The sequence below is a fragment of the Paenibacillus sp. LHD-38 genome, assembly GCF_031157315.1.
Classification (GTDB): domain Bacteria; phylum Bacillota; class Bacilli; order Paenibacillales; family Paenibacillaceae; genus Pristimantibacillus.
This window is the reverse complement of record NZ_JAVIFU010000013.1, coordinates 34,952-59,930: the sequence shown is the minus strand read 5'-3', so window position 1 is coordinate 59,930 and position 24,979 is coordinate 34,952. Positions and strand designations below refer to the sequence as shown.

The 24,979-nt window shown below is 46.1% G+C and carries 29 protein-coding genes and 1 pseudogene; 29 read left to right on the top strand and 1 reads right to left on the bottom strand.

Features of this window, described 5'->3' with window-relative positions; all coding sequences use genetic code 11:
* The first annotated feature begins 294 nt into the window (after positions 1–294).
* The 17 genes and pseudogenes from hisC to RCO25_RS13095 all read left to right on the top strand — a co-directional run bounded on the left by hisC (position 295) and on the right by RCO25_RS13095 (position 14,154).
* The gene (gene hisC / locus RCO25_RS13175; RefSeq protein WP_308996609.1) at positions 295–1,392 is read left to right on the top strand and encodes a histidinol-phosphate transaminase; all 1,098 of its coding nucleotides are present in this window, start codon (positions 295–297) and stop codon (positions 1,390–1,392) included.
* 4 nt (positions 1,393–1,396) lie between these two features.
* A complete protein-coding gene (locus RCO25_RS13170; protein WP_308996608.1) occupies positions 1,397–2,488 on the top strand; it encodes a prephenate dehydrogenase in 1,092 nt (363 codons plus the stop codon).
* Positions 2,489–3,218: 730 nt separating this feature from the next.
* Positions 3,219–3,452 (top strand): annotated as a pseudogene (locus RCO25_RS13165) (hypothetical protein); the annotation flags it as partial.
* 17 nt (positions 3,453–3,469) lie between these two features.
* The gene (gene sdaAB, locus RCO25_RS13160) at positions 3,470–4,165 is read left to right on the top strand and encodes an L-serine ammonia-lyase, iron-sulfur-dependent subunit beta (protein WP_308996607.1); all 696 of its coding nucleotides are present in this window, start codon (positions 3,470–3,472) and stop codon (positions 4,163–4,165) included.
* Positions 4,147–5,058 (top strand): L-serine ammonia-lyase, iron-sulfur-dependent, subunit alpha, encoded by a 912-nt coding sequence (gene sdaAA, locus RCO25_RS13155; RefSeq protein ID WP_308996606.1) that lies wholly within the window; start codon positions 4,147–4,149, stop codon positions 5,056–5,058. Before sdaAB ends, sdaAA begins: the two co-directional genes overlap by 19 nt.
* Positions 5,059–5,525: 467 nt before the next feature.
* On the top strand, positions 5,526–6,122 hold the full coding sequence (locus RCO25_RS13150) for an RNA polymerase sigma factor (RefSeq protein WP_308996605.1): 597 nt from the start codon (positions 5,526–5,528) through the stop codon (positions 6,120–6,122).
* The gene (locus RCO25_RS13145; protein ID WP_308996604.1) at positions 6,119–6,721 is read left to right on the top strand and encodes an anti-sigma factor family protein; all 603 of its coding nucleotides are present in this window, start codon (positions 6,119–6,121) and stop codon (positions 6,719–6,721) included. The genes RCO25_RS13150 and RCO25_RS13145 overlap by 4 nt, the downstream gene beginning before the upstream one ends.
* Positions 6,722–6,789: 68 nt before the next feature.
* A complete protein-coding gene (locus RCO25_RS13140) occupies positions 6,790–7,368 on the top strand; it encodes a histidine phosphatase family protein (RefSeq protein WP_308996603.1) in 579 nt (192 codons plus the stop codon).
* Positions 7,369–7,562: 194 nt separating this feature from the next.
* Positions 7,563–8,738 carry a hypothetical protein gene (locus RCO25_RS13135; RefSeq protein WP_308996602.1) on the top strand — a complete coding sequence of 392 codons (1,176 nt, stop codon included), beginning with the start codon at positions 7,563–7,565 and terminating at the stop codon, positions 8,736–8,738.
* A gap of 102 nt (positions 8,739–8,840) precedes the next feature.
* The gene (locus tag RCO25_RS13130) at positions 8,841–9,347 is read left to right on the top strand and encodes a gamma carbonic anhydrase family protein (RefSeq protein WP_308996601.1); all 507 of its coding nucleotides are present in this window, start codon (positions 8,841–8,843) and stop codon (positions 9,345–9,347) included.
* Positions 9,348–9,369: 22 nt separating this feature from the next.
* Positions 9,370–9,552, top strand: coding sequence for an IDEAL domain-containing protein (locus tag RCO25_RS13125; RefSeq protein WP_054024511.1), 183 nt, complete (start codon positions 9,370–9,372; stop codon positions 9,550–9,552).
* A gap of 196 nt (positions 9,553–9,748) precedes the next feature.
* Positions 9,749–10,171: a DUF2487 family protein gene (locus RCO25_RS13120; RefSeq protein ID WP_308996600.1), complete on the top strand. Its 423-nt coding sequence runs from the start codon at positions 9,749–9,751 to the stop codon at positions 10,169–10,171.
* 241 nt (positions 10,172–10,412) lie between these two features.
* Positions 10,413–10,946: a Rieske (2Fe-2S) protein gene (locus RCO25_RS13115; protein ID WP_308996599.1), complete on the top strand. Its 534-nt coding sequence runs from the start codon at positions 10,413–10,415 to the stop codon at positions 10,944–10,946.
* Positions 10,947–10,962: 16 nt separating this feature from the next.
* A complete protein-coding gene (qcrB, locus tag RCO25_RS13110) occupies positions 10,963–11,634 on the top strand; it encodes a menaquinol-cytochrome c reductase cytochrome b subunit (protein WP_053376377.1) in 672 nt (223 codons plus the stop codon).
* Positions 11,635–11,652: 18 nt separating this feature from the next.
* Positions 11,653–12,522 (top strand): c-type cytochrome, encoded by an 870-nt coding sequence (locus RCO25_RS13105; RefSeq protein WP_308996598.1) that lies wholly within the window; start codon positions 11,653–11,655, stop codon positions 12,520–12,522.
* A 90-nt stretch (positions 12,523–12,612) separates the two neighbouring features.
* Positions 12,613–13,242 (top strand): DUF1405 domain-containing protein, encoded by a 630-nt coding sequence (locus RCO25_RS13100; RefSeq protein ID WP_308996597.1) that lies wholly within the window; start codon positions 12,613–12,615, stop codon positions 13,240–13,242.
* Positions 13,243–13,284: 42 nt separating this feature from the next.
* A complete protein-coding gene (locus tag RCO25_RS13095) occupies positions 13,285–14,154 on the top strand; it encodes a sporulation protein YpjB (RefSeq protein WP_308996596.1) in 870 nt (289 codons plus the stop codon).
* Between the two features lie 5 nt (positions 14,155–14,159).
* Here the strand turns inward: RCO25_RS13095 and RCO25_RS13090 are convergent, their stop codons facing one another.
* Complete coding sequence (locus tag RCO25_RS13090) at positions 14,160–15,023, bottom strand: YitT family protein (RefSeq protein WP_308996595.1); 864 nt, start codon at positions 15,021–15,023, stop codon at positions 14,160–14,162.
* A gap of 184 nt (positions 15,024–15,207) precedes the next feature.
* Here RCO25_RS13090 and RCO25_RS13085 point away from each other — a divergent pair, with 184 nt between their 5' ends.
* The 12 genes from RCO25_RS13085 (at position 15,208) to RCO25_RS13030 (ending at position 24,966) form a co-directional block, all read left to right on the top strand.
* Complete coding sequence (locus tag RCO25_RS13085; protein ID WP_308996594.1) at positions 15,208–15,543, top strand: nucleotide pyrophosphohydrolase; 336 nt, start codon at positions 15,208–15,210, stop codon at positions 15,541–15,543.
* Between the two features lie 54 nt (positions 15,544–15,597).
* Positions 15,598–16,143 (top strand): tetratricopeptide repeat protein, encoded by a 546-nt coding sequence (locus tag RCO25_RS13080; RefSeq protein WP_308996593.1) that lies wholly within the window; start codon positions 15,598–15,600, stop codon positions 16,141–16,143.
* A 7-nt stretch (positions 16,144–16,150) separates the two neighbouring features.
* Positions 16,151–16,957 (top strand): 4-hydroxy-tetrahydrodipicolinate reductase, encoded by an 807-nt coding sequence (gene dapB / locus RCO25_RS13075; RefSeq protein ID WP_308996592.1) that lies wholly within the window; start codon positions 16,151–16,153, stop codon positions 16,955–16,957.
* A 30-nt stretch (positions 16,958–16,987) separates the two neighbouring features.
* The gene (gene mgsA / locus RCO25_RS13070) at positions 16,988–17,410 is read left to right on the top strand and encodes a methylglyoxal synthase (protein ID WP_308996591.1); all 423 of its coding nucleotides are present in this window, start codon (positions 16,988–16,990) and stop codon (positions 17,408–17,410) included.
* Positions 17,407–18,105 (top strand): bacillithiol biosynthesis deacetylase BshB1, encoded by a 699-nt coding sequence (gene bshB1, locus RCO25_RS13065; protein WP_308996590.1) that lies wholly within the window; start codon positions 17,407–17,409, stop codon positions 18,103–18,105. The genes mgsA and bshB1 overlap by 4 nt, the downstream gene beginning before the upstream one ends.
* A 64-nt stretch (positions 18,106–18,169) precedes the next feature.
* Positions 18,170–19,333, top strand: coding sequence for an N-acetyl-alpha-D-glucosaminyl L-malate synthase BshA (gene bshA / locus RCO25_RS13060; protein ID WP_308996589.1), 1,164 nt, complete (start codon positions 18,170–18,172; stop codon positions 19,331–19,333).
* 34 nt (positions 19,334–19,367) lie between these two features.
* A complete protein-coding gene (locus RCO25_RS13055; protein ID WP_308996588.1) occupies positions 19,368–20,645 on the top strand; it encodes a CCA tRNA nucleotidyltransferase in 1,278 nt (425 codons plus the stop codon).
* 93 nt (positions 20,646–20,738) lie between these two features.
* A complete protein-coding gene (locus tag RCO25_RS13050) occupies positions 20,739–21,713 on the top strand; it encodes a biotin--[acetyl-CoA-carboxylase] ligase (RefSeq protein ID WP_308996587.1) in 975 nt (324 codons plus the stop codon).
* A gap of 254 nt (positions 21,714–21,967) precedes the next feature.
* Positions 21,968–22,879: a 3-methyl-2-oxobutanoate hydroxymethyltransferase gene (panB, locus tag RCO25_RS13045; RefSeq protein ID WP_308996586.1), complete on the top strand. Its 912-nt coding sequence runs from the start codon at positions 21,968–21,970 to the stop codon at positions 22,877–22,879.
* Complete coding sequence (panC, locus tag RCO25_RS13040; RefSeq protein ID WP_308996585.1) at positions 22,876–23,826, top strand: pantoate--beta-alanine ligase; 951 nt, start codon at positions 22,876–22,878, stop codon at positions 23,824–23,826. Before panB ends, panC begins: the two co-directional genes overlap by 4 nt.
* Entirely contained in the window at positions 23,753–24,136 is a 384-nt protein-coding gene (gene panD, locus RCO25_RS13035; RefSeq protein WP_308996584.1) for an aspartate 1-decarboxylase, read from the top strand. Before panC ends, panD begins: the two co-directional genes overlap by 74 nt.
* Before the next feature lie 122 nt (positions 24,137–24,258).
* Positions 24,259–24,966, top strand: a complete 708-nt coding sequence (locus RCO25_RS13030) for a tetratricopeptide repeat protein (protein ID WP_308996583.1) — start codon at positions 24,259–24,261, stop codon at positions 24,964–24,966.
* Positions 24,967–24,979 lie beyond the last annotated feature (13 nt).

Below are 24,979 nucleotides of genomic sequence, written 5' to 3'. Positions count from 1 at the left end.
TATCAATTGATGACTAAATAGAAAATGCAAAAAAGCTCTCTAGTCCCGTGGATAGAGAGCTTTTTTGCTGTTTTTGTTTCCCTTTTTCCGGCTCATTCCATGTCACATCTTTAATGTTGACCATTCATGTAAGCATTCAAATACAGAGATAAGATCAAAATTTTTACTAATTCTTTTCAAACTTTAAAAGAAGCAATTATTCTTGTGTTAAAAAAACTTTAAAACCTCACACAGATATGAGACAATGAAGGTCGAGTATAGAGATTAGTCAATCATAAAAGAGGTGAACGGCTCATGCAGCCTAAAAGTAATATCGTCCACCTTCCCGTCTATCAGCCAGGAAAGCCGGTTGAAGATGTTAAGAGGGAGCTTGGGTTAAAAGAAGTAATAAAGCTAGCGTCCAATGAAAATCCGTTCGGCTGCTCCGAACAGGCGAAAGCCGCTGTCATTGAAGAAATAGGTAATTTCAATATTTATCCCGATGGCGCGAGCGTTGAACTTGCGGAAGCATTAGCGGATGAGCTTGGCGTCGAGACGAATCAAATTATTTTTGGAACAGGCTCCAGTGAAATTATCCTTATGATTAATAGAGCGTTTATCGTTCCCGGGGACGAGACGATTATGGCGGATGAAACCTTTCCCCAGTACAAGCATAATGCAGAAATCGAGAATGCTCGTATCATTGAGGTTCCGCTAAAAGAGGGCAAGCATGATTTGCCTGCCATGTTAGCTAAAGTAAATGACCGTACCAAAATCATTTGGATTTGCAATCCGAACAATCCTACCGGAACGATCGTTACGCTGCCTGAATTATCTGCTTTTCTGAAGCAGGTGCCTGCAAACGTGCTTGTTGTTCTTGATGAGGCATATGGTGAATATATTGACGATCCTGAATTCCCAGACGGGATCAAACTTCTGAGCGAGCACCGAAATTTGATCGTGCTTCGTACCTTCTCGAAAATTTACGGACTAGCTGCTTTGCGTATTGGCTATGGTGTTGGCCACCCAGACGTCATTCGTTTTACGAATCAGGTGCGTGAGCCTTTTAATACGTCGCGAGCAGCCCAAGCAGCTGCCAAAGCGGCTCTTTCAGACAAAGCGTTTATTGATTATTGCCGTGATCAAAACAAAAAAGGCCTTTTATACTTATCCGAGCAATTTGATCGTTTGGGATTGTCCTATTTCCCTGCGTACGGAAACTTCATGATGGTTGATGTGAAGCGTACGTCAACGGAGGTGTTCGACGGTTTGTTGCGCCGCGGAATCATATCGAGGCCGCGCTGGACCTATTACCCGAATCACATTCGGATTACAGTCGGAACGAGCGAACAGAACGAAAAATTCATTTCGGCATTAGAACAGGCTTTACAAGAATCGGCGGTGCAAGGATAAAGTTATGACAACTGTAGCGATTTTTGGAGTAGGGCTGATCGGTGGATCGATTGCCCTTTGCTTTAAAGGAAAACCTGGTATCACCGTAATTGGGCATTCAAATCGTCCTTCGCAAGTTGATAAATACTTGCAGCGAGGGGTTGTAGATTACGCTACGACATCCATGCAGGAGGCCGCAGAGCAGGCTGATTTTATTTTCGTGTGCGTACCGGTTGGAAATATTGAGGAATATATTGTAAAACTCAGCGCTTTTCATTTAAAGCCTGGCTGTATCATAACCGATGCGGGCAGCACGAAAGCTTCCGTTATGACATGCGCGAAATCGCTTGATTTCGGTCAAGCCTCTTTTATCGGCGGTCACCCGATGGCGGGATCAGAGCGAACGGGAGTAGAGGCGGCATCTTCCCATCTTTATGAGAATGCATTTTATGTACTGACGCCCGACGAGGATACATCAGAGGATGCGTTAGTGCGTCTTGTTGAGCTTCTCAGCCATACGAAAGCGAATATTGTAAAGGTTGATGCGATGGAGCATGATGAGATAGCTGGCGCAATCAGCCATCTGCCTCATATTATTGCGGTTTCGCTTGTTAATCAAATTCGCGGCTACAATGAAAATAATGGGCTCTATGAATCGCTGGCAGCGGGCGGCTTCCGTGATATTACGAGGATAGCCTCAGGCGACCCGATTTTGTGGCGCGATATTTTAATAAACAATCGTCAGGTTGTACTTAATTTGCTTCGTGATTGGAGCAACGAAACGGATAAATTCGTACGGATGCTGGAGAGCGCTGACGGTGATGCCATCGCAGAAGCATTTGAAACGGCGGGAGATTTCCGCAGCAAAATGCCTGAGCGACGCAAGGGTATGATCCATTCGGCTTTTGATTGTTATGTGGATATACCGGATCATCCCGGTATTATCGGTAAAATCACAAGCGAGCTTGGGAATAGTCTTATCAACTTGAGCAATATCCACATCATTGAGAGCAGGGAGGACGTGCCGGGCGTTCTAAGACTTTCATTCCGGAGCCAGGAGTATCTGGACAAGGCCGTCATTTTACTAACTGAAAAAGGATACGACGTACACCTGTAATTAGGTGTTCGTCTTTTTTTTTACGAAATCAAGCGCTTACAATTATTTAAAACAAAAATGAAAACGCTTATTGACAAATTGGAAGCGTATACATATAATAAAAGTACAGTATGGTTTCTCTCCACTCCTATCCAAATCCTATAGTGCTCATCATGAGTACGGACCACCCTTCGGGGTGGTTTTTTTTTGCCTAAGGGAGGGCTGAGTTGTTCAAGCTGTTTGTTAGTACATTAAACCAGATGTTTTTAGAAAAAAATAAAGATCAAAAGGATTTTTTTGATATATAAGAATTTATATGTTTTCACATATAAATGTGCTTATATATCTCCGCGAAACGACTGCTTTTGCCACAGAGGACGGCGACAGCCGTTTACGCTTGGTCAAGTTTTAATATCGGGTGTGAGAGATCCGTCCATTGATTTTTTTTTTATTATAAACAACAATTTCTACAAAACATACGTAGATAACCGAGCGGATCTGAATGCAGCAAGCGTTATTGATCAGGTTGTGGAATGAAACAAAGCGGGTATTGCAGATCCATGCTGGTTCCTCTACATGGGGCCTGCTCTTAACGACAAAGCAGCACAAGGCAAGGTAGTAATGATCTTTACGCCTGACAATAAGATCGTTGAAGTCGTTCCTTCCCCGCCTGCGAAAAGCGGTCAACTTTCTTAATGTCACCGGTCCGGAGATAATGTCGATACACTGGACAGCAGTGGAATTTCGCAAAGGCAATGACGATCATATTGTAAATGATTTATTGACTGTTTATCGTTTTCAGGTGAAGGGCAAAATGGTTGAAAAAAGAATAGTTGGCGGGCTTCCCGGGCATTGGGCAATTTGGACGCATAAAGCGGTGCAAATGCTGGAAGAAATAAAACGGGTCACAAAACAAGACCTGGATTATCCGTATTTGAATGACGATGAATTCGTTAAGCTGCATCTCTCTGACTGGCTGACTTAGGAGGTATTGAATGAGTTATGCGCTTTAAAGATGTGTTTTCCATTATAGGACCCGGCATGATCGGACCGTCCAGCTCTCATACGGCGGGTGCCGTTCGGCTAGGCAGAGTAGCCCGCGGCTTGTTCGGCGAAGAGCCCAAGAGAGCTGAGATCGTATTCTATGGCTCGCTGGCTGCTACCTATAGCGGGCACGGAACGGATCTTGCCGTGATTGCGGGGTTGCTTGCGTTCGATACGGATGACGAACGGATTCCAGAATCGCTTGAGCTGGCTGAACTAGCGGGGATGAAGATAGACTTTCAAACAAGCAGCGTGCCTGCCGTTCATCCAAACACATTGACGATTAAGCTAAGCTCTGGAAGCAGACGGAGCCAGATGACGGGCTGCTCGATTGGCGGAGGCAATATTGAAGTGATCGAAGTAAACGGGTTTGATCTTAAATTTACGGCCAATTACCCTGCTTTGATTGTCTATCATGTCGATCGTCCCGGCGTGCTTGCTAGCTTAACGCGGCTGCTCAGCGATGCCGGCGTCAATATCGGTTATATGGATGTTGACCGCAGAGCCAGACTGGGACAGGCGGCGACTGTTATCGAGATGGATGGCGCGATTCCCGAGAAGCTGCTGAGCGAAATCAAAAAGCTGACACATGTGAAAAGCCTCAATTATATCGATATGAACGGTGGTGGACCGCATTGCGATTCAGCTCTTTAAAGGAATTGGCACTGGTATGCGCAGATGAAGGGAAACCGATTTATCGTATTATGCTGGAGGACCAGGCTAAGGAATCCGGTCGTTCGGCCGAGCAGGAATGGGACAAAATGAAAAAATATTACGGCATCATGAAAGAGGCCGTAACGAAAGGAATAGCTTCGGAGAAAACATCCCGAAGCGGGCTTACCGGCGGCGATGCGAAACGGGTTTTTGAATATACCCGAAAGCCGGATGCATCGCTCGAGCCGTTTACCGGACTGGCGATGGCTTACGCGCTTGCCGTATCCGAGGTGAATGCATCCATGGGACGTATCGTGGCTACGCCGACCGCCGGTTCCTGCGGCGTCATTCCCGGCGTATTCGTCAGCAGCCAGGAGCGCTTTGGCTGGAATGACGATCACATGGTCAAAGGACTATTTTGTGCCGGAGCAATCGGATATGTTATTGCGAACAATTCTTTTATTTCCGGTGCGGAAGGTGGCTGCCAAGCCGAAATCGGCTCTGCAATCGGAATGGCAGCAGGCGCGCTTGTCGAGCTGAAGGAAGGCACGCCTGCCCAGGCGATTCACGCCGTCGGATTGGCGTTAAAGAATACGCTGGGTTTGATCTGCGACCCGGTAGGCGGTTTGGTGGAAATTCCATGTATTGTCCGTAACGGATTCGGCGCGGTGAATGCGTTGGCAGCAGCCGATATGGCGCTTGCTGGCGTAAGGAGCGTTATTCCCTCGGATGAGGTCATTCAGGTTATGCTTGAAGTGGGAAGCGCGATGCCTGATGCCCACCGCGAAACGGCAAGAGGGGGACTGGCGCAGACGCCGACCGGAAAACAAATTATTGAGCAGCTGGCCAAGGGAAAAAAGAAGCCCCATGCCGATTCGAAGGAAACTAAATGAAAAAGATACGGACAACGAGTGATGAAGAGACAGCAGACCATTAGGGGATTTGCTGCTCTCGTCACTCGTTTTTTTAATATATAAGAATTTATAATTTTTCACTTATAAATGTGCTTATATATCTCCGCGAAACGATAGCTTTTGCCACTGAAGACGGCGACAGCCGTTTACGCTTGTTTGCTTTTTCTTGGTTGAAGCTTATTGCAGGGATGTTGGATTTTTTACAGGCATATAAAAGCTGGATGCTCATTATACATCTTAAAGCATTTGTTGTTTTCAGTTGTAAAAATATTGTATTTTATCCTTTTGTCGAAAGAGGCAGGAATTTGCCCGCGAAACACGAATTATATGTATACTCGTATATATTGAATTATTTATGATAAAGACCGCAACTTTTCGTTCTCGGGTCGGTACAATATTATGTAGCGGTCCGGGAATAATCCGCAGGTGGAGGAGGTTCGCCTGTCATGACTGATTCCCAATTAATACGTGAGATAAAGGATGGCAATGTCGAGCTGTACTCCGAGCTTATGCGGCGCTATCAACGAAAAATATTGGCATTTATCTATCATATGCTGAAGAGCGCAAAGCTTGAGCTGTTAGCCGAGGACCTGTGCTCCGAATCATTTTATAAAGCATACCGCAGCCTTCATTCGTTTCGCGAACTGGATGCTTCTTTTTCGACATGGCTTTATACGATTGCGCGCAATACAGTGCTAAGTGAGCTTCGTAAGCAAAAGTCTGCGCATATATCGCTTGATGAATCGGGATTTGAGCCGGTAGCTGCGCTTGATGCTGTGCCTGAGCAGCATGTGCTGCGGAATGAACGGATGGCCATGGTACGTGAAGCGATTAATAATTTGCCAGAGAAACAACGATCAGCACTTATTCTTCGGGAATATGACCAGCTGGACTATCAAGAAATTGCTAATATTTTGGGGCAAACGGTCAGTTCTGTCAAATCACTGCTTTTCCGGGCAAGAGCAAGCGTAAAAACGCAGCTAGAGCCGTATTTCGGACAATCGCCCCTGATGGAAGAATATGAAGGGATGAATACAAGATGAATTGCAACGATGCGCAAGACAAATTCGGCGAATATTGGGATTTATCTGAGTATGATGAGGATCGGATAGCGATTGACACTCATTTGCTTGAGTGCAAAGCATGTGCGGAGCAGTTTCAACTGTGGGAAGAGAGCGAAGAGATGATTCGTTTTCTATCGGAGGAAGAGGATAGCCTTGGACCGATCGAGCATGTAAATCGTAATGTCATGGATCGCATTTATGCGGAAGAATCCTGGTTAATGCCTGTTCCGCACAAAAGCTATCAGTTCTCCAAATCATTTCGCCGCAATATTGCCTTGATCGTTGCAGCCTGCATGGCTATGTTTGCAAGCGCGTTTTTTGTTTTTGTATTTGACAATCATGGAGGTTCGTCTCAAGCTGAAATTGCCGAGATAAGCGGATTGATGGATACGGCAAATGCTTCCGGCGATGGGCTTGTCACCACAGGCTTTTATGCAGAGGTTCCGGTTGCCAGTATTAGCGATCCATTCGTTCTAAAGGTCATGCCTGCGTTCCCTCAATATTATGTTGCTTTATCTTTGCTGGGTATGATCATGACGCTGTTAATATTGAATTGGCTGTCAAGAACACGAAACTGACTTTAAGACTCAATAAGCTCCCTAGGGAGCTTTTGTTGTATTCATATCGAATAGGAGCTGACTGCTGCTTGTTAATCGGATTAGTGCGCCACGGGAAGACAGATTGGAATGAAGAAGGAAAAATTCAAGGACAGACCGATATACCATTAAATGCGGCTGGCATTACACAGGCCATTTCTTTGGCGGACCGTTTAAGCGGCGAAGAGCGGATTTGGGATGCTGTCATTTCGAGCGACCTAAAGCGGGCATATGCCACAGCGCAAATCATTGCCGAGAAGCTGAATATTCCTCTCCTTGAAAGTGACCCGCGACTGAGAGAGCGGTATTTTGGCGAGGTTGAAGGAACGAAGGAGCAGGAGCGGCATGAACGCTGGGGAACGGAATGGCGGGACGTGGCCGAAGGCGTGGAATCGAATGACGAAGTAAGGGCTCGCGGATTAAGCGCCATTAATGAATGGAAGCTTGCTTATCCGGATCGGAATCTGCTTGTCGTGTCCCATGGAAGTTTTTTGGCGCAGCTATTAGCAGAAGTTTGTTCCGGGTTAGAGGATCAGTACTTATCCAACTTGTCGTATTCCATCTTGGAGCGCCGGGATGAGGAGTGGCATCCGCAGCTGTATAATTGCACGATCCATTTAAACCAATAGAGCATCACAAACGAGTCTTGCCTTTGCATTTATGAAGGCGGGACTCTTTTTTTTATGCAATCCTTGCAAACTAGGTTATAAAACAATAGATACTTTCCCATAATGATATCAACTGAGGCTTATCCATTACACAAAACGCTTACGAAATGGAACATGAGGCATTAAGTGACGGTTCCTGAAGAAAGGAGAGAGTTATGAATTTATCGGATATGCTAGGTTATGCAGACATTCAACAGCTTAGCAGAATTGCTGACGTTTACAGATGTGAGTGCAACGGACATTCCAAAAACGATTTGATTCAATCCATTCTCTCTACCGTAAGTCGAAATGATGTCTTTGAAGCTCAAATAAGCAGCATGAAATTAGAGGACTTAAGATTCTTAAACTCTTTGCTGTTCGAAGCGAGGAACTCCTTCAGTCTGGAGGATTTGCTTGCACGCGTGCAGCAGAGCAGATTTGGTGAAGAGGTCATCCAGCCAGAGCCAGAAACGCTGAAAAAATCAAAAAAAACGAAAAAAAAGGCAGCAGCAGAAGTCAAACCGCTAAGTCCGCGGGAGATGATTGCAAAATTCAAGCATCAGGGTTGGTTGTTTAACGGCTTTAGCGGACCGAGCAGGTACTTGTTTCAGGTACCAATTGATTTAAAGGCACGTTTTCGAGATACACTTGCCAAAAGGTTTGCTGCGGATTTGCGATATACGGAAGAGCCGCCAGTATATCGTGATGAGCAAATGTTAATTCACGATGATATTTCTCATTTGCTTCATTACTTGCACCATAATGAAGTACAGCTTACCGCTGACGGTTCCATGTACAAAAGATTCACACTGCAGCTGCTAGACAAATTCGGCGTTCAGGAAGAGCTGCCTGCAAAAGGGGCTTGGCGCTTTGGGTATGGCAGGCATTTCAACCAGTATCCGAATCGATTCTCGTTTATTTACGACTATTGTTATTACGCAAAATACATAAATGAGAATCAGACGCTTTTGAACATCACGGGATCAGGCGAGGAGCGCATGCTAGGCAAACCTGCTGGAGAAGCAGAGCAAATCTACCGTTTTTGGCTTAAGTTGTATAAAGGGCCTATCACGCACTTGCTGTCGCTCGTTCATTGGATCAATGCGCTGGCGGTGGAATGGGTAACGGTGGAGTCATTGAGAAAAGTGCTCGTGCCGTTTATTAAGCCTTATTATTATGATGACGCCAACACAATTCTAGAGCAGCGAATTATGTCTATGATGGTTCATTTAGGACTGCTGCGTCTCGGGGAGCATTCGATGCACGGTGCCGTCGTAAGAATGACGAAGGCTGGAAGATCCGTCGTATCGGGCATAAGCTTAGAAGATTTAGAGACAGTAGGACTGCATTGATTTTTTATTCAACTCTTGGTGTATGATCAAATATAAGCTAGAGTAAAAGTTCAGGGTAAAATCAGCTTACTATATTTGATCTTCCAGAGGGAGTGGATAAAAATGTTGATTCCTTATAAAGGGATAATGCCAAATATTCAAGAAGAAGTATACATAGCAGACGGCGCAAAGATCATTGGCGATGTTTCTATCAAGGAAAAAAGCACGGTGTGGTTCAATGCGGTGCTGCGAGGAGATCTAGCACCAATACGAATTGGGCATAGCTGCAATATACAAGACGGAGTTGTCGGTCACGTAAATGTGAACCAACCTTTGATTTTAGCAGATGAGGTGTCTATTGGACATGCCGCAATCATTCACGGCTGTACGATAGGCAGAGGCACATTAATTGGAATGGGGGCAATCGTACTTAACGGCGCAGACATTGGTGAATATGCTTTAGTAGGAGCCGGTTCGATTGTTACAGAGAACAAAAAAATACCATCCTATACTCTATCTATCGGTTCACCCGCCAAAGTCGTAAGAGAATTAACAGATGACGATCTACAGCGTATGAGAAAGACGATGGAGAGCTACGTGACAAAGGGAATAGAATATAGGATCTCTTAACGCCGGTTTGGAGGTGTATCCTATGGACAAAATGAAAGTAACGTATGAAGCGATGCTTGGTTTAGCTGCAGAATTCGTGCTTGATGATGCAGTATTGAAGTTTCAAACCAACCAAATTTATACGGCAATTGACAAAGCACTGGCCGCAGGTGACGAGGATACGTTTTACCGTCTCGCGAAACAGTTAAATGCATTAAAAAAATAGGGAGTATCGTTAATAGGAAGTCGAGTCGATACTCTGCAAGAAGCTTTCCTGACTCATGCGGACCTTTGGGTTCGCATGATGAGCAGGAAGGCTTTTTTTTCTGAAAGTTGGATTTGGCATTCTGCGAAATTGGAGTTAACATAGAAGCATTGGTTTTAATAGATTTACTACTAAGTTAAGGAGTGAGAATGAAGCAATGAAGTTTAGCGAAATTTCAAAAGAGCAATGGGAGGAGCTAAGCCCTTTCTTAGACACCTGCCTGCTGCCCGTAACGGGAATAGCTGACTCTGTTAAGCCTTACGAGGCTACTGAATGGCTGGAGCAGCTAAGAGACATCATGGACTTAATTGAAATTCCATTTAAAGGAAGAGTGGTCACTTATCCGGCCTGGCATTACCATCGCGATAGAGACCAATTAATGAAGGATCTGAATGAATGGTGCTCAGCTGCGAAAAACGGCGGGTTTCGTTATGTTATTGTAGTAACGGCAAATAAAGAGTTAAGACTTGAATCCTCCGCCGTTGATTTGTTTTTTGGGCCGGGGCAGGATGGGGAGCTTCCGCAGCAAGCAGAGGTTTCGACTGCTATTCGTTCGTTATGGAGCGGCCAAGCTACATGAATTCCTTGAATTTGTCGTATAATATAATCAAAATTTGGGGAAAACAAATGCCAGAGAAGGTCAAATGTGACAAAATAATAACAAATTATTGAACGGTATTTTGATAAGCTTGCAAATATGAAGCCATATTCTTGACGCTCCCAAGCACCTAGGCTATTATAAGTAATGTCCTAGTTCGTCATGTGTTTTTGCCCTGCGGCAAGACGCGAGATATGGTTGGCAAAGGGGGTTAGAACAGAAGATGAGTAACCATGAACAACACGAGACCGCGCATCGACCGGTTCAGCGCAAAGAAATGTCCCGGCGTCAATTTTTGTCATATACGCTCGGCGGCACGACAGCATTTATGATGGGCGGCGCGGTATTGCCGATGGTTCGTTTCGCAGTGGACCCGCTCCTTGTGAAGAAGGGCGAGGGCACTTACGTAAAAGTTGTGGAAGAGAGCAAAATTACGAACGAGCCGCAAGAATTTAAATTTAAAATTCATCAGATCGATGGTTGGTACGTTAGTGACCCTGAGCTTGCGGCATGGATTTCGAAGGATGCGAATGGCAAGATTTTTGCACTTTCTCCAGTATGTAAGCACTTAGGCTGTACGATCGGATGGAACACAAAAGGTCAAAATGAATATGATTGTCCTTGTCACGACGCGCGCTATACGAAAGACGGGAAAAACCTAACGGTTGCCCCAACTCCATTGGATGAGTACGAAGTGAAGCTTGAGAACGGATTCGTATATTTGGGTCCAGTAATGCCGAATACAAGAACGAGTTAAGGAGGGCGTATTGCAGATGTTTAAAAGTGTATACAACTGGATCGACGAACGTCTTGACATTACGCCACTGTGGAGAGATGTTGCTGACCATGAGGTGCCTGAGCACGTTAACCCAGCCCATCACTTCTCCGCATTCGTTTACTGTTTCGGCGGTTTGACGTTTTTCATCACAGTCATTCAAATCTTGTCCGGTATGTTTTTGACGATGTATTATGTTCCGGATATTATTAACGCGTACGCAAGCGTTGATTACCTGCAGCATAAGGTAGCTTTCGGACAAATCGTTCGAGGCATGCACCATTTTGGGGCAAGTTTAGTTATTGTTATGATGTTCCTACATACCCTTCGAGTGTTTTTTACCGGTTCTTACAAGGCACCGCGCGAAATGAACTGGGTTGTCGGAATGCTGATTTTCTTCATCATGTTAGGCCTAGGGTTCACAGGCTATCTGCTGCCTTGGGATAACAAAGCTTACTACGCAACAAAAGTTGGTGTCCAAATTGCTGAATCCGTACCGGTAATCGGACCATATCTCGCTTCTTTCCTATACGGGGGCGATATCGTAGGCGCGCAAACGCTGACTCGTTTCTTTGCGATCCATGTATTCTTCTTGCCTGGCGCTTTGATTGCTATGTTGGCAGCGCACTTTATCATGATTCGGAAACAAGGTATTTCGGGACCACTTTAAGCGAAGGGAGGCATACTTATGGCGCATGGTCATAATTCGAACGAGAAGGTTGTCTATGTAGGCGACTCGCGTGTTAAGAAAAGCAACATTTCAAGCATTCCGCCGGACTATACATCTTTCCCAGGTAAATCGGAAGCGTTTATTCCGAACTTCCTGCTTAAGGAATGGATGGTCGGCTGTGTGGTTTTGGTTGGTTTTCTAGTATGGGTTATTGCTGAACCGGCTCCGCTAGGTTATCCGGCAGATCCGACGAATGCGGCATTCATACCGATGCCGGACTGGTATTTCTTGTTCCTGTATCAATTTTTGAAATATCCATATGTATCGCAGGATTATATCTTGCTTGGTACAGTTGGCATACCAGGAGTTATGTTCGGAGCTTTGCTGCTTGCTCCATTTCTGGACACAGGCAAGGAGCGCCGCTTCTACCGTCGTCCGATTGCATCTTCATTGATGGGATTGACACTTATTGCTTGCGTTTACTTGACGGTTGTTTCTTGGGACCACTACCAGCACCAATTGGAAATTAACGGTCAAGTGCCTGAACATCACGAACGTGAAGAGAAAGCGCGTGAAGCTGCTTTAGCAGGTCAAGAGCGTCCGAATTACACGAAGCCTGCAGTTGAAGCAGCACTTGTAGATGCGAACGATCCGGCAATGGATATCGCGAAGCAAGCACAATGCGTCAGTTGTCACGCTGCTGATCTGAAGGGTCAAGGCTCTGTTCCTGGCTTGGTCGGCGTAGGCGACAAATTGACGAAGGAACAGCTTGTAGAAGTCGTTACAAATGGTCGTAATGGCATGCCGGCATTCAAAGATCAATTGTCCGCTGAAGAGATTGAACAGCTTACAACCTGGCTTTCTAAGCAAAAGGCTGCAACCGAATAAATCGTTAACGGAAAAACCTGATCGTATTACGCGGTCAGGTTTTTCTTCGAACATGCACATTATGATAGTTTGAAGGAGAAGTGGTTCAATATGCTTGCTTTTTTTTGGAGCCGCGAATTTTTGCTTAGCCGATCATTTTTGTGGATTCTGTTTCTTGTTAACTTTGCCGGAACCGTATACGGATATATCTGGTATGAAGGCCAGCTGGCTGCTACCTTGAACGATCATCCGCTTTGGCAAATCGTCTTTGTTCCGGACTCGCCAACGGCAAGCTTATTTTTTACGGTCGCTCTCCTCTATTTATTATTTCCGCCACAGCGTTCATACGGTCTTGTAAGGATTGGACGTTATATTATAGAGGCTTTAGCTGTCGTGTGCTCCGTTAAATACGGCATTTGGGCCGTTTCGATGATCGTAGCAGGAGCTTGGCAGGGGGCTGACCTGAGTTGGCAGCATTATATGCTTATTGCATCACACCTGGGTATGGCGTTCGAGGCGCTGTTGTTTTTCCGTTTTATGAAGGCTGGGGCATTGGCTTTGGCCGTCGCTACAGGCTGGCTTTTGCTCAATGATACAGTTGATTATACCTTTGGCGTATTTCCTTACCTCGCAGATGAATTGGATGATGATTTATCTGCAGTTCGAGCATTTACATATGGTTTATCCTTCTTTAGCTTTCTTGCAGCGCTGCTCGTTTGGCGCCTTAGAAAGAAGGTATAACACATTGCATCCCCTCATAGAGTGATCTATGGGGGGATGTCCATGAAGATACGATTTATCATTCCATTCGTCTTATGTATCGTCATGACGATTGGTTACGCAAATTCAGTTTGGGGCGGCGGAATATCATTAAATGCATATTCGGATCTGCTATCGCAAAGTCGTGATAAGCAGCTTGAACGATTAGACGTCATTGTTAGCTCATTATATGAAGCTGCCTATTCGAACAACCGGCAGGTTGGCTTTCAAGATATCCAGCAGTTAAAGCGTGTATTAGAGAGTGAACTTAGGCATTCCGTAGGTAAAATGGAAGGCTGGTCAGCGATTGAGAAGGATACCGAACTCATTGAGCAGAAGCTCATGAAAGGCGTATCTGATTCGAGTTGGTTGATGGAGGCATCGCGAATCAGATTAGCTTCTGATGCGCTTGTGAGACCGGATCAAGCATTGTGGCTGCAATATGAGAGCGTGATGCTGGAAGATTTATCGCGTGTAGAGAAAGCCTGGAAGCGTCAAACCGATGACGGGGCAATTGCAGCTAGGGCTTCGATGACGAGCCTGGAGACTCACGCTGTCCGTATTTCGACTGCAATAAGCATACAATTTGGCAGCATGCGGGAGGCCGAGCTGAAAGAACGAATCAATTATACAAATCGTCTGTTAGATGCGAGTGTCATAAATAAGACGAATGAAGCTATGATTGACCGTTCCTTGTCTGCTATGAAGGAATCATTAAATCGGATGTTTGCTCAGAGCCGAGCTGAAGAAGAAACGACAGCTGCGGTTTCGACGCCCATCTCGAATCCATTAAGCTGGACGTTCTTTTTAGGAGCATTTATTTCAGCTATCCTCACCTTCACGGGCTGGAGAAAATATAAAAATAATCCATTTGGCGTAAAACCGCTTCCCTAAAAGTGTTATTCCTCTTTAAAGCCTTCTCCTAGCACATCCTGCACTTCATTAATAACGATAAAAGCACGGGGGTCAATATTGCGGACGATCGATTTTAGACGGCGAATTTCTTGCCGCTGAACGACGCAATACACGACCTCTTTTTGCTGTCCAGAGAACGCACCCTTAGCCGGAATGAGCGTGACGCCGCGGTCAAGCTCGACCGTGACTTCTTTGGATATCGCCGCTCCATGCTCCGTTATGATGGAAAAGGCTTTAGCCGAATATGCGCCATCTTGAATGAAGTCAATGATTTTGGACGCAATAAATACGGTAACTAGCGTATATAGAACCTTTTCGATTGGAATGTAAAGCAAGGAAACCCCGATAATCAAAGCATCGAGTGTCAGTATGATTTGCCCCATGCTCATTCCCTTAGATCGCGAAACGATTCTGGCGATAATATCAACACCGCCTGTCGTACCTCCAAAGCGGAACACGATACCAAGACCAGTTCCCAAAGACACGCCCGCATAGAGAGCGACGAGCATATAATCCTGCGAGCCTCCAAAGGGGATGAGCCATTTGCGTTCGATCATCTGCTCCATTAAGGCAAGGAAACCAGACAGAGAGACAATGCCAACCAGCGTATAGAGCATTTGATCACGGCCAAGCGCCTTCCAGCCCAAAAAAAACAAAGGGATATTCAAGACCAAGGTCGATATGGAAAGCGGGAATCCTGCAGCATAATTAAGGAGCACAGCGATGCCTGTTACACCGCCCTCCATCAACTGGTTCGGGATTACAAAATAATGCAGACCAAAAGCATAAATGGCGGTGCCGATCAGAATGGGAATAATGCTGCGGATCTGCTGTAATGGTTTTGACATTTCTCAACACCCCTTGTCCATTGTCCCAATCCAGACAGATAAAATCCGTATTGGCAACTTCGAATCGAAAACATTTAACACTGTGTAGTATGGCTAAAATACAGGATTCGAAAAACATTGATTTTAATTAGGGCTTTACGTTAACATAAGGAAGTATAGCTATCGACAGAAAGGAAATGCATCGATGTCGGAAAAAACGTTATCAGATATTCAACTAGAAGTAGATGATTACATTTCTCAATTTAAAGAAGGCTACTTCAGTCCCCTTGCTTTGATGGCCAGAATGTCAGAAGAGGTGGGCGAGCTTGCACGCGAAGTAAACCACTTCTACGGAGAAAAACCAAAAAAAGCCGATGAAGCGGAGAATTCCGTTGAGATGGAGCTAGGCGATATTTTATTTATTCTTTCTTGCTTCGCTAATTCACTCAATATCGATTTAACCGAAGCGCATAATAAGGTTATGCATAAGTTCGCGACTCGCGATGCAAATCGTTGGACGAAGAAAATAACCGAACTGTAAACAAGCTCCCAACATATGCTGTACCATCAACCTGTGTACAAGGAGGATGGGCAGATGGATGGAGAGAGCTGCATCAAAAAGGGTTATGAATTTATTTTGAATAGTGATTTCGAACAAGCGATATATTGGTTCGAGCGGGCGATCGAGGCCGAACCGGAAAATTCATTTTATTACCATACATGCGCCGTATCATGCGCTAGGAGCGGCAAATGGGCGAAAGCCAAGCAGCATGCTGAGGCAGCACTCAAGCTTGATCCTGAGCACACGGAGTATATTTATCATTTGCAAGTGGTTGAAGCGAAGCTGCTCCTCGCAGATGCGGATCTTCTTCTCGCGAAGGTACCTCCAAAGCTTGTAGAAGCGGCGGAATTGCTCGAGCAGGCTGTATTACTCGATCCATTAAGCTTTGACGCGTTTTATACGCTTGGCGTGTTGTATGCTTCTCAGAATCTTTATGATAAAGCAGCTGTAAACGCACGGGAAGCGATGCGGCTTGATCCAGGCCATTCAGCAGCGAGAAGGCTGTTTGCTGACGTAAACCGAAAGAGACGCATGCTGCGCATCCGAATAAATGCAACAAAAAGAAAAAGGAACAGGTGATCACGAGATGTCAACACAAAAAATTCGTGTGGCAGTAGCAGGAGCAAGCGGACGTATGGGCCGTGAGGTTGTGAAAATGGTGTTGGAGGACGAGTCGCTTCAATTGGTGGCGGCCGTCGCTCCTTCTGCGGGTCCCATAGATGCAGGCTTATTTGCCGGAAAGCCGGAAACCGGAGTTACAGTGAGTGCTACGCTAGAAGAAGCGCTAAGCAGCTCGAAAGCGGATGTGCTGGTTGATTTTACCATTCCGCATATGGCATACGGCCATACTAAAACCGCGATCGAATTTGGAGTTCGTCCCATTATGGGGACAACCGGGTTCACACCTGAGCAAATCGAGGAGCTGGACGAGCTTTGCCAGGAAAAAGGAATCGGCGGCTTAATCGCGCCTAACTTCTCTATCGGTGCAATTTTGATGATGAAATTCGCGGCTGAAGCCTCTAAATATTTGCCACATGTTGAAATTATTGAATATCATGGCGATCAGAAACTTGATGCACCTTCAGGAACTTCGATCAAGACGGCTGAACTGATTTCACAGGCTCGCCAGGAGCTGCGTCAGGGCAATCCGCATGAGGAAGAGGTAATTGAAGGCGCGCGCGGCGGATATTATAACGGTTTTCGTATACATAGTGTAAGACTGCCTGGTGTATTTGCGCAGCAGGAGGTTGTATTTGGCGGACACGGGCAAACGCTCAAAATTCGTCATGATTCTTACGATCGCGCGGGGTATATGCCTGGCGTAAATGTGGCAGTTAAGAAGGTTATGACCTATAGCGGATTAATTTACGGCTTCGAACATATTATGGATTAGCTCGATTCGACAGCAGGAGAGGGGAACGACATGTTAAACATCGCATTTATCGCACATGATCGAAAAAAAGAGGAAATTGTCAATTTTGTCATTGCCTATGAAAAGGTATTTGTTCCTCATAAATTATATTCGACAGGAACGACGGGTACTCGAATTATGGAACAAACTGGCCTGTCTATCCATCGGTTTATGTCCGGCCCTCTTGGCGGGGATCAACAAATTGGAGCCTTGGTAGCGCAAAATGAAATGGATTTAATTATATTTTTGCGTGATCCACTTATGGCGCAGCCGCATGAGCCTGACATCATTGCTTTGCTTCGGCTTTGCGATGTGCAGGGTATTCCCGTTGCAACCAACGTAGCGACAGCTGAGCTGCTTGTCAAAGCGCTTGAACGCGGAGATTTTGCCTGGCGCGAACTCGTTCATAAATATAAGCCGGGTATCGCCGAATGACAGCAGAACTTGATATCTTAATCTTTGGCGCACATGCCGACGATGCTGAAATCGGAATGGGCGGGACCATAGCGAAGCATGTGCAAGCTGGGCATAAGGTTGGCGTGTGCGATTTGACGATGGCCGAAATGTCTACCAACGGCACGGTAGAGCTTCGCAAACAGGAGGCAGATAACGCCTCCAAGGTGCTCGGGCTTAGCGCGCGCACGAATCTTGGTTTGCCTGATCGCGGCTTAGAGCCTTCGCGGGAACAAATCGAACGTATCGTTGCCGAAATTCGTTACTTCAAGCCGCGGATCGTTTTTGCTCCATATTGGGTGGATCGTCATCCCGATCATGTGGCTTGCAGCCGCTTGATTGAGGAAGCCGTTTTCAATGCAAAGCTTCGTCGGTATATGCCCGAGCTGCCTCCCGTGCAAGTAACTCAGCTTGTTTATTATTATATTAATGATTCCGAGCATGAGTCGTTGATCGTGGATGTCAGTGATTTTTATGAGACGAAACGAAATGCGCTTTTAGCCTATCGTTCTCAATTCGAGTCGGCTGCTGCGGGTTCCGATCGTGTAGCAACCCCTTTAACAAACCGATACATAGAACGGGTCGAGGCGCGGGATTCGCTGCTTGGACAAGCAAGAGGATGGGCATATGCAGAGGGCTTTGCATTGAAGCGCCCTCATGCCGTACAATATTTTTGACAATTCGTACAGCTCATGTGTAATACAATAGTTATACGTGACGAACACAGGAGGTGCGACAACAGTGGCGAGAAAATTAAAGATTGGCATAACCTGTTATCCTACGTTAGGAGGATCAGGTGTTGTTGCTACGGAGCTAGGCAAACTTCTGGCAGAACGCGGCCATGAAATTCATTTTATAACGCACAGTATTCCGTTTCGATTAGGACATTTTAATAAAAACATATTTTTCCATGAGGTCGAGGTTAACGATTATTACGTGTTCCGGTACCCTCCCTATGATTTGGCCTTGGCAAGCAAAATGGCCCAGGTAGCCAAGATGCAGCAGCTTGATTTGCTGCATGTTCATTATGCCGTGCCGCACGCGGTTTGTGCATTTTTAGCCAAGCAGATGAACGGCGATGGTCTCAAGACGGTTACAACGCTGCATGGAACTGATATTACTGTACTTGCACAGGACGAATCCTTAAAAGATTTAATTCGTCTTGCCATTCATCAAAGCGATGCGGTAACAGCCGTTTCTAGTGACTTGATTAATGAAACAAGGAACCTGTTAGATATAACAACACCGATTGATTTGACATATAATTTTGTTGACAAGCGAGTTTATTACCCGCGAGATGTCGTTTCCCTACGTTCGGATTACGCTGCCCCGAATGAGAAAATACTGATGCATATCTCGAATTTCCGCCCGGTTAAGCGGGTTGGCGATGTTGTCGATATATTTTCACGCGTATCTGAGAAGGTTCCGGCCAAGCTGCTTTTGGTGGGAGAAGGACCTGAGTTATCAAAAATTCAATGCAGAATTCGCCAGCTAGGTCTTGAAGACCGCGTACATTTCTTAGGCAAGCAGGAGGATGTCGCGCAGGTGATATCCATGGCAGACGTGCTATTGCTTCCTTCTGAGAAAGAGAGCTTTGGTTTAGTCGCCTTGGAGGCCATGGCTTGCGGCGTTCCGACAATCGGTTCAAACGCAGGAGGCATCCCTGAGCTTGTAACACACGGAGAGACTGGGTTCTTGTCAACAATCGGAGATGTTGAGGATATGGCAAGAAATGCAGAGATGCTTTTGCTTGATGAGAAGCTGCATGAACGCTTTAAGCAAGCCTGCATTTTTAGAGCGCGCAATGAATTTTGTAATGATGTCATCACTACACAATATGAGCAAATCTATTATCGGGTACTTGGCATTGAGGCAGATTTGCCTATAGCCGTGTGCAGCGAATAGCAGACTATGAATGCAGCCAAGGATGGTGTTTGAAATGCGGCTTGCATTTTCCGACCTGATATTATCCGCGCTTCCCATCGTTAAACGGCTTCGAGATCATTATTTCGAAGCCTTCTTCGTAGGCGGCGCCGTGCGAGATACAGTTCTCGGCTTACCGATAAAGGATGTCGATATTGCAACTTCAGCCCGTCCGGAGCAGGTGCTTGATCTATTTGAGCACTGCATTCCGACGGGCTTGCAGCATGGAACAATTACGGTAATCAATGAGGACATTGGCTATGAAGTGACTACTTTCAGGCTTGAATCAGCGTATGAGGATCATCGCAAGCCAGAGAGCGTGCTTTACATAACTGAGCTTGAAGGGGACCTGCTGCGCCGGGATTTTACGATGAATGCAATGGCGCTTGCCGCGGACGGAGAGCTGCATGATCCCTATGGCGGGATGGCGGATTTGCAGAGCAATAGGCTGCGCTCCGTGGGTGATCCGAATGCGCGTTTTCAGGAGGATGCGCTTCGAATGCTGCGGGCTGTCCGGTTTATCGGCGTATATCAGCTTAATCCGGCGTATCGTACCTGGAGAGCGCTCAAGCAGCACCGGGCATTGCTCCAATTTATTGCAATGGAGCGGGTACAGGCTGAGCTTGATAAGATGCTAACAGGAGGCTCTCCTCAGAGAGCCCTGCATTTTCTCGTCGCAAGCGGCCTTTTGCTGCATCTAAAAGAGCCTTTCGCCAAAGAAACAGAGACGGCGCTTAAGCAGGCAGAACAGTCAAACACAACCAAAGCATTATTTGCGAGGCTGCATGAGCTGATGGATGTCGATTTGCGATGGTCTGCTTTGGCGATTGGATTGCAATTATCATATGATGCGGCGCAGCAAGCACTGCAGGTGCTTCGATTGTCGAATGCGCGAACCAAATCGATTTTGTCGATGGTTGAAATTCATCGGGAAATGATAAACAGCGGGTATGAAGCAAATGAACATAGGCTGCGCATCAAATGGTTAAGCCTTGCGATTCGATTTGGTAAACAAGCTATGGTTGATTGGCTTTCAATCATTCATGTGCTTCCGGAATCGACGCCAAGCTTCTCAGATTCGCTTCTAAGGCAGTTAAATGAATGGCTTGAGCAAATGTTCATCTCCAAGCTCAAGGAGCTTAGCGTCAGCGGTAAGGATTTAACGAGCCATATGCAGAAGCAGGCGGGACCATGGGTAAGCGAATATTTAAATAAATTGCTGCTCCTTGTCGCTGCCGGCGAGCTTGAAAATGATAAAAATGCTTTGCTCCTACAAGCATCACTCTGGGATTAATTGCAGTTTACGAAGTCAGTTTTGCTGAGCAAAACTAAGTACATGCTTACGAAGCAAGTTTTGCTCCGCAAAACTTTTAGGAGGTCACCTTTCATGAATCATGAGCCTTTGATTCAATTGTTTATGGATAAGCCCGGTGAATATGTATCGGGAGAGAGCATAAGCCAAGAGCTCGGAGTTAGCAGAACCGCGATTTGGAAGCAAATTCGCAAGCTTGAAGGCGCGGGGTATCATTTTGAGGCGTCAAGACGGCTTGGTTATCGTTTAATCAGCGTGCCGGAACATCTGTCAACGGAGGACTTGGCTGGTCGTTTAGAAGCAAAGATATTTGGCAAAACCGTTCATTTGTTTGAGACGGTAGAATCTACGCAAAATTTAGCGCGGGCGGCTGCGGAAGATGGCGCCGTTGAAGGCACGCTCTTCCTCGCGGAGCAGCAGGTAAACGGACGCGGGCGGATGGGACGCGGATGGGTATCGCCGCGAGGCAAAGGCGTCTGGATGAGCATGGTGCTTCGTCCGTCTGTCCCCATACATTTTGCACCTCAGCTTACGCTGCTTACGGCCGTTGCTTTATGCAGGAGCTTGAAGCGTGTGACCGCTCTGCCGATTGGTATCAAATGGCCAAACGACCTGCTTATCGAAGGCAAGAAAATAAGCGGCATACTGCTCGAATCTGCGGCAGAGGATGAACGCCTGCGTTATGTTATAGCAGGAATCGGCATTAGCGTGAATTTAGAGGAATCGGATTATCCGGTTGAATTGTTGGAGAAAGCAACTTCGCTTCGCATTCGCAGCGGCAAGAAATGGACAAGGGAAGCCGTCATTGCAGATTTTTTGAAGGAATGGGAGCAGCTTTATTTTCTTTACCAAGAGCAAGGCTTTAGCCCGATTGTAACGCTTTGGGAGGCTTTATCCGTTTCCTTAGGCAAGCCAGCGAGACTAATTACGCCGCAAGGAGATATTGTTGGCGTTCCGATCGGCCTTGACGAGAGCGGAGCGATAAGAATCGAGCTGGCAGACGGTACGATCAAGCCCGTTTTCTCCGCAGAAATGGGTGAACCGCTATAGTGCATTTCATGTCGTTTACGGAATGCGGAAAGTTTGGTAAACTAGAACTATCAGGCGGTATTCTGAGGAAGCTGCACTGATGATGTTTAAAAATATGTAAATGGTTGGGAATGCACACTCTGCTCTGAGCCGTAGGGACCGAGACAGAAGGAAGCACAACAAGCAAACGTTTCCTTTTCAGTTTGGGGACCTTTTTAGCAGCGGCTAAAAGGTTTTTTTGTGTTTATCCTATCATTGAACAGGGGATGAAGCTGATGAGGAAACGACTGACGATTACTAATCTAAAGAAGATGAAGCAGGACCGCAATGCGATTTCCGTTTTGACAGCTTACGATTATCCTTCAGCCAAGCTTGCTGAAGAAGCTGGAATCGATGTTATTCTTGTCGGAGACTCGCTCGGGAATGTCGTGCTTGGCTATGATACGACAATACCCGTAACGATTGACGATATCGTGTATCATACAAGAGCGGTTGCCAGGGGTGCCCAGCAAACGTTTATCGTAGCCGATATGCCTTTTATGACCTACGGAATCGGACGTGAATCTACGCTGCGGAATGCAGCTAAAATAATGCAAGAAGGCGGCGCCCAAGCGGTGAAGCTTGAAGGCGGCGCTGATATTGCATCGGATGTTTCGGCGCTTGTCAAAGCCGGTATTCCGGTGATGGGACATATCGGATTAACGCCGCAATCCGTTCATCAACTCGGCGGATATAAAGTTCAAGGTAAGCTTGATGCGGATGCCGAGCGATTAATGAATGACGCGAAAGCGCTAGAGGAAGCCGGAGCTTTCAGTATCGTTCTGGAGCTCGTGACTGAACCGCTTGCAACGATGATTAGCGAAATGCTCACGATACCGATAATCGGTATTGGCGCGGGAAGAGGCTGTGACGGCCAAGTGCTTGTATATCATGATATTTTGCAATATTCTTCACCTTATTTCGAGAAAAAGTTCGTAAAAACCTATGCTGATATTGGTACGACGATTAGAAATGCGATCCAATCCTACGTGGAAGAGGTAAAGTCAGGTCAATTTCCCGAGGAAGCACATGTGTTCTCTGCCCAGCCCGCAGCCATTCCGGCATTATACGGCGGTGCGAATGAAGGTCAGAAGGACCCTGTAAACGACAAGAAAGATTTGCCGAAGAAAGGAGTCCGGCTGACATGATCATTTGCCGTACGAAGGCTGAGCTGAAAAATCAAATATCCGCTTTGCGCGAACAAAACAAATCGATCGGTTTTGTGCCTACGATGGGTTTTCTGCATGAGGGGCATGCTTCCTTGCTGCGTCAAGCGGACACAGAGAACGATGCGGTCGTTCTTAGCATTTTCGTAAATCCGCTTCAATTCGGGCCAAACGAGGATCTGGATCGATATCCGAGAAATGAAAAAAGAGATATAGCGCTTGCTGAAGAAAACGGAACGGAGATCGTATTTATTCCTTCGGTACAAGAAATGTATCCCGAAAAACCGCTCACAAGCGTCATCGTCAATCAAGTGACGGATCGTTTATGCGGAGCTTCGCGTCCAGGTCATTTTGACGGAGTTGGCACAGTCGTTAGCAAGTTGTTTCATCTAGTCGCTCCGGATCGAGCTTACTTTGGCATGAAGGACGCGCAGCAGGTTGCCGTTATCCAACAAATGGTCAATGATCTTAATTTTTCTGTTCAAATCATTCCTTGTCCGATCGTTCGGGAGCCGGACGGCCTTGCTCTCAGCTCCAGAAACGTCTATCTCAATGCCGAGCAGCGCGAGCAGGCAGTTATTCTGTCAAAAAGCTTGCAGCTGGCAGCCATTTGGATGAAAGAGGATGACATGACGGCAGAGTTGATTGTCGCAAGGGTAAAAGAAGAGATTTCTAAAGCGAGCGAAGCGGTAATCGACTATGTTGAGCTGCTTCAGTATCCGTCGCTGCAGTTACCGGAAGCAAATGCAGCTCTTGCTGCAATGAATCAACCTTTAATATTGGCATTAGCCGTAAAGTTCGGGACTACAAGGCTAATCGACAATCGCATTTTACAGGCAATGGAGGCGAACGCACATGTTCAGAACGATGATGAAATCCAAGCTGCACCGGGCAACCGTAACGGAAGCGAACTTGAATTATGTAGGTAGCATTACCATTGATGAAGATCTGATGGATGCTGCTAATCTATGGGAAAATGAAAAAGTGCAGATTGTTAACAACAACAACGGTGCACGTTTCGAAACTTATGTGATTACAGGTGAGCGAGGCTCTGGTGTCATTTGCCTAAATGGAGCCGCAGCACGGCAGGTACAGCCTGGCGATCAGGTTATTATTATTTCTTATGCGATGATGACGGATGACGAGGCTAGGGAGCATAGACCGATCGTTACCATTTTGGATGCGAACAATCGCCCCCTTCAGATCTTGAATGAGGAGCATCACTCGACTATCCTTTAATTTGACGAACGGTTACGTTAATCCCTGCATTATGTAACGAATGGGTTGTTGTATGAAAAACCTCGTTAAAACAAAAAATGAACATAACACTCCTTAATTCTTTGGCGAAGGCGGGATGCGGTATGTTCCAGCATATGTTTTCATCCATGAACGACATGCTTGATCAAATCATTGAGCAGTATCAAGATGCTGATGTCCAGGAAAAACAGCATTTCGACGAGCAGATGAATGAGCTGAAAAAGGTCAGCGATACATTTATTGAGCAATGGCTTGTGTTTGAGGAGAAATTTGCTGAGTTTAAGGAGCAGCACGGCGATCTGACAGCAATACCGCAGATGCCTGTCTCCACAGGAGCGGCTCAGCAAAATCTGCCTGTTAGCGAAACAGCAACTTGCAACGCAGCTGATTTAGAAATTCCAGACGAGCTCGCATCAGTCATATCTAAAGGTCAAGGCTATTATAAGTTATTTATGTTTCCGCAAGCGGCGATGCAATTTCAATCAGTCATTATCCAATCGCCTGAATGCAATTTGGCAAGACTTTTTTTGGGCATGACCCACATGCATCTCCAAAACTGGAGCGAGGCACAGCGACATTTTCAATTATTGATTGCATTGACGGACTTCCCCAAATGGCTGGCAATGGGCTATAATGCGCTAGGGTGCATTCAAGCGGTGCATATGAACTTGGCGCAAGCAGAACAACTATTCATGAAGGCTTATGATGTATGCCCAAGCTTCAAGGATCCGTTAAACAACCTAAAGTCATGTCAAGAAACGCCTAAGCAATTATCGTTATATTTCGGAAGCACGGAGCTGTGCTGTTTGTGAGAGGATCGGGGAA

Bases quoted from the DNA above. Each gene is read 5' to 3' on its own strand.
- RCO25_RS13115 (WP_308996599.1), top strand. From the start codon at position 10,413: ATGAGTAACCATGAACAACACGAGACCGCGCATCGACCGGTTCAGCGC.
- panB (WP_308996586.1), top strand. From the start codon at position 21,968: ATGAGGAAACGACTGACGATTACTAATCTAAAGAAGATGAAGCAGGAC.
- RCO25_RS13095 (WP_308996596.1), top strand. From the start codon at position 13,285: ATGAAGATACGATTTATCATTCCATTCGTCTTATGTATCGTCATGACG.
- RCO25_RS13055 (WP_308996588.1), top strand. From the start codon at position 19,368: ATGCGGCTTGCATTTTCCGACCTGATATTATCCGCGCTTCCCATCGTT.
- bshB1 (WP_308996590.1), top strand. From the start codon at position 17,407: ATGACAGCAGAACTTGATATCTTAATCTTTGGCGCACATGCCGACGAT.
- panD (WP_308996584.1), top strand. From the start codon at position 23,753: ATGTTCAGAACGATGATGAAATCCAAGCTGCACCGGGCAACCGTAACG.
- RCO25_RS13090 (WP_308996595.1), bottom strand. From the start codon at position 15,023: ATGTCAAAACCATTACAGCAGATCCGCAGCATTATTCCCATTCTGATC.
- RCO25_RS13150 (WP_308996605.1), top strand. From the start codon at position 5,526: ATGACTGATTCCCAATTAATACGTGAGATAAAGGATGGCAATGTCGAG.
- RCO25_RS13120 (WP_308996600.1), top strand. From the start codon at position 9,749: ATGAAGTTTAGCGAAATTTCAAAAGAGCAATGGGAGGAGCTAAGCCCT.
- RCO25_RS13080 (WP_308996593.1), top strand. From the start codon at position 15,598: ATGGATGGAGAGAGCTGCATCAAAAAGGGTTATGAATTTATTTTGAAT.
- RCO25_RS13135 (WP_308996602.1), top strand. From the start codon at position 7,563: ATGAATTTATCGGATATGCTAGGTTATGCAGACATTCAACAGCTTAGC.
- RCO25_RS13100 (WP_308996597.1), top strand. From the start codon at position 12,613: ATGCTTGCTTTTTTTTGGAGCCGCGAATTTTTGCTTAGCCGATCATTT.
- mgsA (WP_308996591.1), top strand. From the start codon at position 16,988: ATGTTAAACATCGCATTTATCGCACATGATCGAAAAAAAGAGGAAATT.
- sdaAB (WP_308996607.1), top strand. From the start codon at position 3,470: ATGCGCTTTAAAGATGTGTTTTCCATTATAGGACCCGGCATGATCGGA.
- qcrB (WP_053376377.1), top strand. From the start codon at position 10,963: ATGTTTAAAAGTGTATACAACTGGATCGACGAACGTCTTGACATTACG.
- hisC (WP_308996609.1), top strand. From the start codon at position 295: ATGCAGCCTAAAAGTAATATCGTCCACCTTCCCGTCTATCAGCCAGGA.
- RCO25_RS13145 (WP_308996604.1), top strand. From the start codon at position 6,119: ATGAATTGCAACGATGCGCAAGACAAATTCGGCGAATATTGGGATTTA.
- panC (WP_308996585.1), top strand. From the start codon at position 22,876: ATGATCATTTGCCGTACGAAGGCTGAGCTGAAAAATCAAATATCCGCT.
- RCO25_RS13105 (WP_308996598.1), top strand. From the start codon at position 11,653: ATGGCGCATGGTCATAATTCGAACGAGAAGGTTGTCTATGTAGGCGAC.
- dapB (WP_308996592.1), top strand. From the start codon at position 16,151: ATGTCAACACAAAAAATTCGTGTGGCAGTAGCAGGAGCAAGCGGACGT.
- RCO25_RS13085 (WP_308996594.1), top strand. From the start codon at position 15,208: ATGTCGGAAAAAACGTTATCAGATATTCAACTAGAAGTAGATGATTAC.
- RCO25_RS13130 (WP_308996601.1), top strand. From the start codon at position 8,841: ATGTTGATTCCTTATAAAGGGATAATGCCAAATATTCAAGAAGAAGTA.
- RCO25_RS13125 (WP_054024511.1), top strand. From the start codon at position 9,370: ATGGACAAAATGAAAGTAACGTATGAAGCGATGCTTGGTTTAGCTGCA.
- RCO25_RS13050 (WP_308996587.1), top strand. From the start codon at position 20,739: ATGAATCATGAGCCTTTGATTCAATTGTTTATGGATAAGCCCGGTGAA.
- RCO25_RS13030 (WP_308996583.1), top strand. From the start codon at position 24,259: ATGTTCCAGCATATGTTTTCATCCATGAACGACATGCTTGATCAAATC.
- RCO25_RS13170 (WP_308996608.1), top strand. From the start codon at position 1,397: ATGACAACTGTAGCGATTTTTGGAGTAGGGCTGATCGGTGGATCGATT.